Here is a 12,393-nt window from a genome sequence, read left to right on the forward strand (position 1 = left end):
CCAGGGGCGCGACGGCTCAGACGTCGTCCTTCGACAGCCGGGTGATGCCCGCCACGCGGTAGGCCGCGTCCTCCTCCAGCGTCTCGTTCTCCAGGAGCGCCGCGGCCAGGGCGTCCAGCCGGTCGCGGTGGTCACGCAACTGGCGCTGCGCGCTCTCGTAGCACTCGTCGACGATCCGGCGCATCTCGTGATCCACCGAGTCCAGAGTCGCGGGCGCGGCGGAGAGTCCGTACGGCACCTGGACATCGTTCGGGATCGCGGACAGCCGCCCCACGCGCTCGCTCATGCCCCACCGGGCGACCATCCCCCGCGCCAGGCTCGTGACCTGCTCCAGATCGCTCTCCGCGCCCGTGGTGATCACCCCGAAGACGACATGCTCGGCCGCCATGCCCCCGAGGGCGCCGATGATCCGGCCGCGCAGATAGTCCTCGGTGTAGGCGTACCGGTCGGCGTCCGGGGTGGAGAGTGTGACCCCGAGGGCCCGTCCGCGCGGCACGATCGTGATCTTGCGGACCGGGTCGGCTCCGGGCTGGAGCATGCCGAGCAGGGCATGGCCGCTCTCGTGGTACGCGGTGCGTCTGCGCTCCTCCAGCGGCATCACCAGGGGTCGTTCCGTTCCGAGCTGGACCTTCTCCAGCGCGGTGGACAGTTCGGCCTGCGTCACCGAGGTCCGCTTGCGCTTCACCGCGACCAGGGCGGCCTCGTTCACCAGATTGGCCAGTTCCGCGCCGGTCATCCCGGGCGTCGACCGGGCGATCCGGGCGAGGTCGACATCGTCGGCGAGCGGGATCTCGCGGGTGTGGATACGCAGGATCGCCTCCCGGCCCGCGCGGTCGGGAGGGGAGACCTGGACGACCCGGTCGAAGCGGCCGGGACGGGTGAGGGCCGGGTCGAGAACGTCGGCACGGTTGGTCGCGGCGAGCACCACAACGCCCTCCGACCCCGTGAAACCATCCATTTCCGTGAGAATCTGATTCAGTGTCTGCTCGCGCTCGTCATGGCCGCCCAGACCGCCGCCCCCGCCGCGCACCCGTCCGATGGTGTCGATCTCGTCGATGAACACCATGGCCGGGGCCACCTTGCGGGCCTCCGCGAACAGCTCGCGCACCCGTCCGGCCCCCACGCCCACGATCATCTCGATGAACTCCGAGGCCGCCGCCGAGAAGAACGGAACCCCCGCCTCCCCCGCGACCGCACGGGCCAGCAGGGTCTTTCCCGTACCCGGCGGACCGGACAGCAGCACACCACCGGGCATCCGGGCGCCCATCCTCCGGTACGCCGACGGGTTCTTCAGGAAGTCCACGATGTCGTCGAGCTCGCCCTGGACCTCGTCGATCCCGGCGACATCGGCGAACGTCGTCCGCTTCCCCTCGGTCACCTCCACCGGTCTGGGAGGCGCCTTGCGGCCCAGTACTCCCCCGCCGCCCATCGCCGCGCCCATCCGCCGGGCGATGAACACCCATACCGCGATCAGCAGCAGCATCGGTCCGAACGCGATCAGCAGACTGGGCAGCAGACTTCTCCCGCGGACGACCGGCTTCGCGGTCACCGTGACGTTCTGCCTGGTCAGCTCGGCCCACAGCGGATCGTCGGCGAAGGCGGGCCGCTGGGTCCTGAACATGGTGTAGTCGCCCCTGCCGCCGGGGACCGGAGCCTGCTTCTTGAGCTGCCCCTCAATCGCGTCGCCCTTCGCGTAGATCTTCGAGACATTGCCCGAGGTGACCTGTCTGCTGAACTCGGTGTACGGGACCGTGCGCTCATTGCCGCCCGGACGGAGCAGCGACGCCACCAGACTGGCCAGCAGATAGACCACGACAGCCGCCAGAACCAGTCCCCACCAGCCCCCGGGCATCCGCCTGCGCGGCGGCGGGGGCGGTGGGGCGCCCTCGGATCGCCAGGGGTCCTCGGGGGCCCGGCGCGGCGGCACAGGGTTGGTCATATCCGGACGTTAAGACAGAAGAACGGCGTCGGCACCCGCGCGTAGTGCGGATGCCGACGCCGTTCACGGGCCGCTGCGGACACCGCGGTCGCCCATCCGATCCAGCGGTCGTTCCCACCGCCTCGCGCTGCGCCGGGCCGCGGAGGCTCCGCCGTCCGCGCGAGCGCCCGGGGTCAGCCCATGAACTTCTTGAACTCGTCCGGCAGCTCGAAGTCCTGCGCCTGACCACCCGCAGGCAGCCCGAAGGCCCCGCCCTGGGCCGCCTGCTCCCGCCGCGCCGCGGCGGCCTCCTCCTCGGCCTTCCGCTTCATCGGGTTGCCGCTCCTGCGCTTGCCCTTGGCCTGCTTCTGCTGCTTCTTCTGCCGGCCGGGACCGCCGCCCATGCCCGGAATCCCCGGCATCCCGGGCATCCCGCCGCCCTGGGCCATCCGCGACATCATCTTCCGCGCCTCGAAGAACCGCTCGACCAGGCTCTTGACCGCGCTGACCTCGACACCAGAACCCTTGGCGATACGGGCCCGGCGCGAGCCGTTGATGATCGTCGGCTCCTGGCGCTCGGCCGGGGTCATCGACTTGATGATCGCGGCCGTACGGTCCACATCGCGTTCGTCGATGCTGTTGATCTGGTCCTTCATCTGGGCCATGCCCGGCAGCATCCCCAGCAGCTTGGAGATGGAGCCCATCTTCCTGACCTGCTCCATCTGCGCCAGGAAGTCGTCGAGCGTGAATTCCTTGCCCTTGCTGCTCGCCAGCTTGGAGGCCATCTTGGCGGCCTCTTCCTGGCTGAAGGTCTGCTCGGCCTTCTCGATCAGCGAGAGCACATCGCCCATGCCGAGAATGCGGGACGCCATCCGGTCCGGGTGGAACGCGTCGAAGTCGTCCAGCTTCTCGCCGTTGGAGGCGAACATGATCTGACGGCCGGTGACATGCGCGATGGAGAGCGCGGCACCGCCACGGGCGTCGCCGTCGAGCTTGGAGAGCACCACACCGTCGAAGCCGACACCGTCGCGGAACGCCTCGGCGGTGTTGACCGCGTCCTGGCCGATCATCGCGTCGACGACGAACAGCACCTCGTCGGGGGTGACCGCGTCACGGATGTCCGCGGCCTGCTGCATCAGCTCCTGGTCGATGCCGAGGCGGCCGGCGGTGTCGACGATCACGATGTCGTGGACCTTCGACCGGGCGTACTCGATGGAGTCCTTGGCGACCTGGACCGGGTCGCCGACGCCGTTGCCCGGCTGGGGCGCGTAGACGGCGACTCCCGCGCGGTCGGCGACGACGCTCAGCTGGTTGACGGCGTTGGGGCGCTGGAGGTCACAGGCGACGAGCAGCGGGGAGTGCCCCTGGCCCTTGAGCCAGCGGCCGAGCTTTCCGGCGAGGGTGGTCTTACCGGCACCCTGGAGACCGGCGAGCATGATCACGGTCGGAGCGGTCTTGGCGAAGCGCAGCCGGCGGGTCTCGCCGCCCAGGATGGAGATCAGCTCATTGTTGACGATCTTGATGAACTGCTGCGAGGGGTTCAGGGCCTTGGAGACCTCGGCGCCCCGGGCCCGCTCCTTCACATTCGCGATGAAGGCACGGACGACGGGAAGGGCCACATCCGCTTCGAGGAGCGCGATACGGATTTCCCGGGCCGCGCTGTCGATGTCCGCCTCACTGAGGCGGCCCTTGCCCCTCAGGGTTTTGAAGGTGTTCGCCAAGCGGTCGGAAAGAGTATCGAACACGGCGCTCGTCGGTCCTCAGGGTCGGGGGCAGTGGGAATCGCCCTCCAGAGTATCCGGCCGCGCGAGGAGTGTGCCCTCGCCCGCAGGGAGCAGACGGCGGGGCAGGGGCCTGCCGAACACAGGTGGCTCCCGGACACACCGCCTCCCGGACGCAGGGCGGCCCCGAACACAGGGAGGTCCCGAAGCACAGGGCTGTCCCGAAGCACAGGGCTGTCCCGTACACCGCGACGCCTATCACCGAGGCCGCCGGGAATCGGCCGGACCCGGGGCCGTCCCCGAACGCGCACCCCCGGCCGTCCTCACCCCAGCGCCCGCTCCAGCGCCCGCGCCAGCTCGGCGGCCCCGGCCGCGGGCAGGGGCTCCCCGTCGGGCGACGTCACGTAGAAGGCGTCCACCGCGTTCGCCCCCAGCGTCGAGACATGCGCGCTGCGTACCCGTACACCCGCGTCCTCCAGCGCGTGCCCGATCCGGTGCAGCAGGCCCGGGGCGTCCTGGGCCCGGACCTCGATCACCGTGGCGTGCCGGGAGGCGGCGGGGGCGACGGTGACCCGGGGCGGCGGGGCCGGGACGCCCCGTCTGCGCGGATACGCGGCCTCTCGCTCGGCCAGCTTCCCCACGATGTCCAGGGTCCCGTCCAGGGCGCGGACCAGATCGGCGCGCAGCCGGGCGGCCTGGGGCAGGGAGCCGAAGGCCGCCGCGACGCGCCAGTTCAGTACGAGGACGGCGCCCGGACCCATCCCGTCCGGCAGCTCCACCGCGCGCAGTTCGGCGGCGCGCACGGTGAGCCGGTGCAGGGCGAAGACTCCTGCGGCGGCGGGGAGGACGCCCGGCCGGTCGGGCACGGCGATCAGCAGCTCGACGCCGACGGGCTCGGGAGCCGTGTCCGGCGCCGGTCCCCCGGGCGGGGCCTCCTGCCGGGACTCCGGCGGGGACTCCGCCTGCGCGCGCAGCGAGAGCACCGGCCCCCCGGTCCGCAGGGCCTCGACGGCGAGGCGCTCCTGCTCGGCACTGGGAGCGTCGGGCTCCGGTTCGCCGCCGCGGTCTCCCGCGAGGACCGCGGCGACGCGGGCCACCAGGTCGGCGACGAGTGAGCCGCGCCAGGCGGACCAGGCGGCGGGGCCGGTGGCGAGGGCGTCCGCCTCGGTGAGCGCGTGCAGGAGTTCCAGCGTTCCCGCGGTGCCGACCCTGGTGGCGACGGCGTGCACGGTCGCCGGGTCGTCCAGGTCCCGCCGGGTCGCGGTGTCGATGAGCAGCAGATGGTGGCGTACGAGCGTGGCGACGACGGCCGCGTCGGCACTGTCGAAACCGATCCGGGCCGCCGTGTCCCGGGCGATGGTCTCGCCGGCGACGGAGTGGTCGCCGGGCCGGCCCTTGCCGATGTCGTGGAGGAGGGCGGCGACGAGCAGCAGATCCGGGCGGCCGACCCGGCGGGTGAGCGCGGACGCCCGGACTGCCGCCTCGACGAGATGGCGGTCGACGGTCCAGGTGTGCACGGCGTTGCGCTGGGGCCGGCAGCGGACGCGTTCCCAGTCGGGCAGCAGCCTGCTGACCAGGCCCTCCGCCTCCAGGGCCTCCCAGACGGCGACCGTGGACTCTCCCGCGCCGAGCAGGGTGACGAACTCCTCGCGGGCCTCCGCGGGCCAGGGCACCGGGAGCGGCGGGGCCGCGGTCGCCAGTCTGCGTACGGCGTGCGGGGAGAGCGGGAGCCCCGCCTGGGCGGCGGCGGCAGCGGCCCGCAGGGGCAGTACGGGGTCGCGTTCGGGCCGTGCGGCGCGGGCGAGCACGGCCTCGCCGTCCTGCTCGACGACGCCGTCGGCGAGCGGCGTCCGCCCGGGTTCCGGCCGGCGCCCGCCGCCCAGCACCGCCCGCAGCCGGGGCCGTCCGGAACGGGCCCTGATGACGCGGTTCACCTCGCGCCAGGTGACATCGGTGGCGTACGAGATGGTCCTGGCGGCCTCGTACACCCGGCGCAGCAGGGCGTCGGCGTCGAGCAGACCGAGGTCGGCGGCCACCTGGTCCTGTTCCTGGAGGGCGAGGCGGTCGGTGGCCCGTCCGGTGGCCAGATGGAGTGCGTCACGGGTGTCGAGGAGGATCCGGCGGGCTTCGGCGAGTCCCTCGCGGGGCGCGTCTGCGAGCCAGGAGGCGGCGACGGCGCTCAGCGCGGTGGCGTCGCGGAGTCCGCCGCGGGCCTCCTTGAGGTCGGGTTCGAGGAGGAAGCGCAGCTCGCCCTGGCGGTGGGCCCGTTCGCGGCAGAGTTCATGGAGCTGGGGCAGGCGCTTCGGCGCCTGGTTGCGCCAGTCGGCGAGTACGGCGGTGCGCAGGGCGGCGACCAGCCCGAGGTCCCCGGCGACGGGGCGGGCGTCGAGCAGTCCGAGCTGCACCTTGAGATCGTCCCCGGCGGTCCTGCGGGCCTCGCCGGGGGTGCGTACGGAGTGGTCGAGCGAGAGCCCGAGGTCCCAGACCGGGTACCAGAGGCGGTCGGCGAGGGCGGCGATCGCATCCGGTCCGGCGGAGCCGTCGTGCAGGAGCAGCAGATCGAGGTCGCTGCGCGGGGAGAGTTCGCCGCGGCCGTAGCCGCCGACGGCGACCAGGGCGGCCCCCCGGATGCCCGCGGAGCGGCAGGCGGTGGTGAACAGGGCGGAGAGCCACTGGTCGGTGAGGCCGGCGAGCGCGGTACGGCGCGGCGGCCCGGACCGCTCCTTCTCCTGGAGAAGGAACAGCCGGGCCGCCGCGTAGCCGCTGGGCTCCGGGCCTTGTGCCTCCGTACGCGCTTCGACGCTCGCCATCCGAGTCCTTTCGGTGTTCACCCGTGTCCCCGCCCGTCCCGCCCCGCCGCACCCCCTCCGAAACAGGAACCTCCGGTACCGGCACGCCTCCGGTTACAGCGCGTCCGGGCCGCGTTCGCCGGTCCTCACCCGTACCACCGTGTCGACCGGAACGCTCCAGACCTTGCCGTCGCCGATCTTGCCGGTGCGGGCCGCCGTGACGATGACGTCGACGAGCTGTTCGGCGTCGTCGTCGTCCACGAGGACCTCGATACGGATCTTGGGCACGAGGTCGACGGTGTACTCGGCGCCCCGGTAGACCTCGGTGTGACCCCGCTGGCGGCCGTATCCGCTGGCCTCGGTGACGGTGAGACCATGGACCCCGAAGGCCTGGAGCGCCTCCTTGATCTCGTCCAGCCGGTGGGGTTTGACGACTGCGGTGATGAGCTTCATGCGTCCACCTTCTTGTTACGGGACACGGCCGGCGCGGTCTCGCCCGGCGCGGACACCGCCCTGCGGGATCCGGCGCCGCCGCCCGCCCCGCTGAAGTCGTACGCGGTCTCGGCGTGCTCGTTCTGGTCGATGCCGGAGATCTCCACATCCTCGTCCACCCGCATGCCGATCGTCCTGTCCAGCACGAGGGCGAGGACCGCGGAGACCACCAGGGAGTAGCCCAGGACGGCGAGGACTCCGACGGCCTGCTTGCCGAGCTGTTCGAGCCCGCCGCCATAGAAGAGTCCCTTGGCGTCGGACTGAACGCCTCCGGTGGCGAAGAGGCCGACCAGAAGCGAGCCGGCGATTCCGCCGACGAGGTGGACGCCGACCACGTCGAGGGAGTCGTCGAACCCGAACCGGAACTTCAGGCCGACGGCCATGGCGCACAGGACTCCGGCGATCGCGCCGATCGCGAGGGCGCCGAGCGGGGAGCAGGAACCGCCGGACGGGGTGATGGCCACCAGACCGGCGACCGCTCCGGACGCGGCGCCGAGCGTGGTGCAGGCGCCGTGGCGGATCTTCTCGTACGCCAGCCAGGCGAGCATCGCGGCGGCGGTGGCGGCCTGGGTGTTGACGAACATCACCGCGCCGACGCCGTCGTCGTTGCCGAGCCAGGAGCCCGCGTTGAAGCCGAACCAGCCGAACCACAGGAGCCCGGCGCCGAGCATCACCAGGGGCAGGCTGTGGGGGCGCATCGGGTCTTTCCCGAAGCCGACGCGCTTGCCGATGACCAGGATGACGCCGAGGGCCGCGGCACCGGCGTTGATGTGCACGGCGGTGCCTCCGGCGAAGTCGATGACCCCCATCTCGAAGAGCCAGCCGCCCGCGCCCCAGACCCAGTGGGCGACGGGGAAGTAGACGACGGTGGCCCACAGGGTGATGAAGAGCGCCCAGGCGGTGAACTTGACGCGGTCGGCGAGGGCGCCGCTGATCAGAGCGGGGGTGATGATCGCGAACATCAGCTGGAAGACGGCGAAGACGTAGACGGGGATGGTGTAGCCGTCCCACAGCTGGGTGAGGCCGATTCCGCTGAGACCGGCGTACTCGGGCGACCAGCCGATCAGGGAGCCGGAGTCGTCGCCGAAGGCGAGGCTGAATCCGTAGAGCACCCACAGGACGGTGACGATCCCGAGGCTGATGAAGCTCATCATCAGCATGTTGAGGGTCGACTTGACGCGGACCATGCCCCCGTAGAAGAAGGCGAGGCCGGGGGTCATCAGCATCACCAGGGCCGAGCAGATGAGCATGAAGCCGGTGTTGGCGGCGGAGAGTGTCGGGTTTTCAGCGGCAAGCGTCGAGAGGCCTGGGGGCATCGGCGTCTCCTCGTCGTCGTCGGGGCGGCGGCGTGTCGTGTTCACGGCCGGGATCGCGGTCGTGCGGTCGGGGCCGGGTGACCACGGTGTGTGCGGTCACGGCCGGGGATCGCGGCGCTCGGTCGCGGATTACGCGGTCGGAGTACGCGGGCGCGGTCGGAGCCTGAGCGGTTCTGTGCGGGCCTGTTATGCGCCACGAGGTTGGCTGATCGCGGTTTCGGCCGATGCCGCTCGATGTTTCACGCCAGTGACGAAGAGGTCCCGTGTGTTACGTCGCCATGAACGGGCGGTTCGCACCCGGCAGCCCGGCTCCCCCTCGGTCCGGTGTCCGGGCGAAGGGGCAACCGGTCGGCGCGGGGAGCCCGAAGGCCGGAGACGCGTAGACGATCTCGCTCATGGGGCCGGGCTGTAACGTGATGCCGACCGTGCGCGCGTCCGGGTCACAGGGCCCCTTTGCGCTCCGGCTCCGCCGACGCGGCTGTTCATCGCCGTCACCTGCGGCTGCCGGGCCCCGGAATACGCTGCTCCGCCCCACCCCGACTGGAGGTCGTCCCGGTGTTCCCCGCACGGATACTCGCCGGTGCCCTGTCGGCTCTGGTGATTCTCGCCCTGTCCGGCTGCTCTTCTCGGTGGGGCTGCACCGACACGACGGCGGAGCGCGGTGAGGCCGGTGTCAGGGTGGAGGTCGAGGACACGTCGGGGCGGTCTCTCGGCGTCGCCGCCGAGGTCGTCGACTGGCGCCTTGAACCCCACCCGCAGGCACGCTCCCGAGGTGACCAAGTCCACTTCCGCTACCGCTTCGACGGCGCAGACGAGATATCGGGCCCCGCGGTGGACGCCTGCGCGGTCGATGAGAAGCGCGTGGCACTGGGGTGTCAGACAGTCTCTTCGTCCGTGGCGCGGCCCTGGCCGGACGGTGGCCTCACGGGCGACGACTGGCTCGTCGTCGAGCACCCTGAGCAGGTTGCCGGAGTGCTGTTGATCCCCAATGACCAGTCCTACGTCGGACGAACCTGCGAGCAGGACATCAAGGACGGTGGCGGGCCGCATCCTCCGGAACCGGCCGGCAGGGGGGACCAGCTGTAAGGAGGTCAAGGCGGTTGAGCGCGAGGCGCAGGTCCCCGGACGCCCGGTGTCCGCGCTGTTCGATGGGCTCGTTGTGCGCCCATCGGCCCGGCTCCACCGTGCCGCGGCCGCTCCGGAGCACCCGCACGGACCCGTCGCGGCCCCGGCCCGCCTGACCCGGCGGCCCTGTTACCCGGCGCCGGAATGACCTGGCGCCCGTCTAGTGCTGTGACCGGAAAGGTTCACCGGCCCGCGACGCCCTGCACGGTACTTCGCTGCGTTGTCGGACCGCGCGAGTACGGCGAGTACGAGCTGCGGACCTCCGCCTTGCGCTGCACCGCACCGGACGCCGCGGGCCCACGGCAAACCTTTCCGCCCACAGCACTAGACCGCTTCGGCGGCTTCGGGCAGTTGGGCGGTGAGCTTGTCGGTGAGATGGACGACCTCGGCGACGTCCCCGAAGTCACGGGCTGCGGTGTCGACGGTCTTGCGCAGCCGGGTGTTGACCCGCTCGGAGCGGACCCGCCGGGCGATGGTGAGCGCCTCGGAGGCCAGCCCCGTCGCCTGCTCGGGCTCCCTCTGCAGCAGATGGACGGTCGCCATCCCGATGAGGTTCAGCGCGTACGACCGCTGGTGCTCGCTGTCCTGGCCGAAGAGGTGGACGGCGCGCCGCATGACGGGTTCGGCGAGGGAGGCGTAGGTGGGGCTGCGCCCGGCCACATAGGCGAGGTCCCGGTAGGAGTGGGCGTTCTCGCCGTTGAGTTCGGCCTCGGAGAAGAAGCGGATCCAGTCGGGCTCGGGCTCGCCTTCGGTGCCCGCGTCGGCGAAGGTGTCCTCGGCCATCCGGACGGCCCGCTTGCACTTGCTGGGCTGGCCCATGTTGGCGTAGGCGCGGGCCTCCATCGCGTACAGCATCGCCTGGGTGCGCGCGGTGGCGCAGTCGCGGCTGCCGTACTGCGCGAGGTGGATCAGCTCCAGGGCGTCGTCGGGCCGTCCGAGGTGGATCATCTGACGGCTCATCGAGGACAGGATGTACGAGCCGAGCGGCTTGTCGCCCGCTTCCTTCGCGGCGTGCAGCGCGAGGACGAAGTACTTCTGGGCGGTGGGCTGGAGCCCCACGTCGTAGCTCATCCAGCCCGCCAGTTCGGCGAGTTCGGCGGCGACCCGGAACAGCCGGCGGGAGGTGGCCTCGGAGTGCGGCTCCTGGAGGAGGTCGGTGACCTCGTGGAGCTGGCCGACGACGGCCTTGCGCCGCAGTCCGCCGCCGCACTGGGCGTCCCACTCGCGGAACATCACGGTCGTGGACTCCAGCAGCTCCAGCTCGGGGGGCGAGAGCCGCCCCCGGCGCGGGGCCGCGGGGGCCTCGGCACGGGCCTGCTCGGCGCCCGGGGTCGGGACGAGCCAGCGCTGCATGGGCTCGACCAGGCCGGGCCCGGCGGCCAGCGCCAGGGAGCTCCCGAGGAAGCCGCGCCGCGCCAGCATCAGGTCGCTGCGGGAGAACTCGCTGAGCAGGCTGACGGTCTGGGGCCCCGCCCAGGGGAGGTCGACCCCGGACACCGAGGGCGACTGGTGCGCGGTGCGCAGCCCGAGGTCCTCGATGGCGACGACGCTGCCGAACCGCTCGGAGAACAGCTCGGAGAGGATGCGCGGGATCGGTTCCCGCGGCTGTTCACCGTCGAGCCAGCGCCGTACGCGCGAGGTGTCGGTGCTGATGTGGTGCGCGCCCAGCTGGCGGGCGCGGCGGTTGACCTGACGCGCCAGCTCTCCCTTGGACCAACCGCTGCGCACGAACCACGAACTCAGCCGCTCGTTCGGGCGCTTGCCGGAATTCGTACCGGCTCCGCTGCCGTCCACTGGTACGCCCCCATCCGTGAAGCCTGAAACTCGAACCCTTACCAGAATGCCGTGAGTCGAGGCCGTCCGTGAGGAGGATGCGGTCACATCCCTGAGGAATCCGCACAGGAAACCGAGTTGCCTCCGGCATACCCAACGGTGCACGCGACTCCAGGGTTCGCCCACCGAAAGTAATCCTACGATCACCCGCCCGCGAGGCAGAATCCAGAAACGCCACCATTCGCCACCCCTTCGAATGAACTCCCCCGCAGTCGGCCGCGATTCACTTGACATACGACGATCGGGAGACGGCGGTTCGTCGCGCGTACGGGCGCGTGAGTCGATTCGCACGCCCCCTCGCGCAACAGTGCGCCGCACGAACTTCACCGGCTGCGACGCTGTGTGACGAGGAGACTTCGGGTCGTAACCACCGGCGAAACGACCCGTTGGAGGGGGCATGGGCTTCACTATCGGCGGCAGCCGGGGGACCCGGGACATCCGGTCCGCCCGGTCCGGCTCACGACGCCGCGGCCGCGCAGCAGAGTGCACAGTGACAGTGGTGGCGGAGTACACCGGGCTCTGGGGCTGGAGCGTGGTGCCGGGGGCCCGGGCGGCCGGCGGCGCGTGCTCCTGCGGCGCCGCGGACTGTACGGCTCCGGGGGCGCATCCGCTCCCGTTCGCCTCCGGGATCCCGGCCGGGGCGACCCTGGACGAGGTGACCGCGGCCTGGTCCCAGGTGCCCGGCGCGGCGCTGCTGCTCCCGGTGGGCGTCGCCTTCGACATCCTCGACGTCGCCGCTCCGGCCGGGCGCCGGGCGCTGGTGCGGCTGGAGCGGATGGGCCTGCCGCCGGGGCCGGTCTCCGCGACCCCGGACGGCCGCTGCCAGTTCTTCGTGGCCCCGGGAGCGGCGGCCGAGCTGCCGGAGCTGCTGTACCGGATGGGCTGGGACGACGCCGATCTGGACCTGCGGTGCCTCGGGCCGGGCGACCACATCACGGCCCCGCCCTCCGACCACGCGGGCCTCGGCCCGGTCAGCTGGCTGCGTCCGCCGTCCCTGGACACGGCCGCGGCACCGCCGCAGGCGCGGCTGCTGCTCGGAACATTGGCGTATATCTGCCATCGCTCGGCGGCCTAAGAGCTGTCCCGTAATTGATCTCCGGGGGTTGATGCCGTCTGGTGTGGCTTGACTCGACTGGACGGGGGAACCGAAGGTTGGCGTGCGCCCGTTGCGTAGGCTTGTGACGTGCAGTGGCATCTGG

8 protein-coding genes are annotated in these 12,393 nt (G+C 71.7%); 2 read left to right on the top strand and 6 right to left on the bottom strand.

Annotated features, from left to right (window positions below; genetic code table 11):
- Positions 1–16 precede the first annotated feature (16 nt).
- The 5 genes from ftsH to ACIBCM_RS29495 all read right to left on the bottom strand — a co-directional run bounded on the left by ftsH (position 17) and on the right by ACIBCM_RS29495 (position 8,236).
- Positions 17–1,939: an ATP-dependent zinc metalloprotease FtsH gene (gene ftsH, locus ACIBCM_RS29475; protein WP_399248441.1), complete on the bottom strand. Its 1,923-nt coding sequence runs from the start codon at positions 1,937–1,939 to the stop codon at positions 17–19.
- Positions 1,940–2,112: 173 nt separating this feature from the next.
- On the bottom strand, positions 2,113–3,663 hold the full coding sequence (ffh, locus tag ACIBCM_RS29480; protein ID WP_399248443.1) for a signal recognition particle protein: 1,551 nt from the start codon (positions 3,661–3,663) through the stop codon (positions 2,113–2,115).
- Positions 3,664–3,962: 299 nt separating this feature from the next.
- Positions 3,963–6,449 (bottom strand): [protein-PII] uridylyltransferase, encoded by a 2,487-nt coding sequence (locus ACIBCM_RS29485; protein ID WP_399248445.1) that lies wholly within the window; start codon positions 6,447–6,449, stop codon positions 3,963–3,965.
- A gap of 93 nt (positions 6,450–6,542) precedes the next feature.
- Positions 6,543–6,881 carry a P-II family nitrogen regulator gene (locus ACIBCM_RS29490; RefSeq protein ID WP_399248447.1) on the bottom strand — a complete coding sequence of 113 codons (339 nt, stop codon included), beginning with the start codon at positions 6,879–6,881 and terminating at the stop codon, positions 6,543–6,545.
- On the bottom strand, positions 6,878–8,236 hold the full coding sequence (locus ACIBCM_RS29495; protein WP_399248464.1) for an ammonium transporter: 1,359 nt from the start codon (positions 8,234–8,236) through the stop codon (positions 6,878–6,880). The genes ACIBCM_RS29490 and ACIBCM_RS29495 overlap by 4 nt, the downstream gene beginning before the upstream one ends.
- Before the next feature lie 555 nt (positions 8,237–8,791).
- Between ACIBCM_RS29495 and ACIBCM_RS29500 the strand changes: the two genes are divergently transcribed.
- Entirely contained in the window at positions 8,792–9,322 is a 531-nt protein-coding gene (locus ACIBCM_RS29500; RefSeq protein WP_399248449.1) for a hypothetical protein, read from the top strand.
- A gap of 363 nt (positions 9,323–9,685) precedes the next feature.
- Here the strand turns inward: ACIBCM_RS29500 and ACIBCM_RS29505 are convergent, their stop codons facing one another.
- The gene (locus tag ACIBCM_RS29505; RefSeq protein ID WP_399248451.1) at positions 9,686–11,155 is read right to left on the bottom strand and encodes a hypothetical protein; all 1,470 of its coding nucleotides are present in this window, start codon (positions 11,153–11,155) and stop codon (positions 9,686–9,688) included.
- Positions 11,156–11,591: 436 nt separating this feature from the next.
- On the opposite strand from ACIBCM_RS29505, the gene ACIBCM_RS29510 reads away from it, so the two are divergent.
- Complete coding sequence (locus tag ACIBCM_RS29510; protein WP_399248452.1) at positions 11,592–12,269, top strand: bifunctional DNA primase/polymerase; 678 nt, start codon at positions 11,592–11,594, stop codon at positions 12,267–12,269.
- The last annotated feature ends 124 nt before the right edge of the window (positions 12,270–12,393 follow it).

It is taken from the genome of Streptomyces sp. NPDC051018 (assembly GCF_044456085.1).
Classification (GTDB): Bacteria; Actinomycetota; Actinomycetes; order Streptomycetales; family Streptomycetaceae; genus Streptomyces.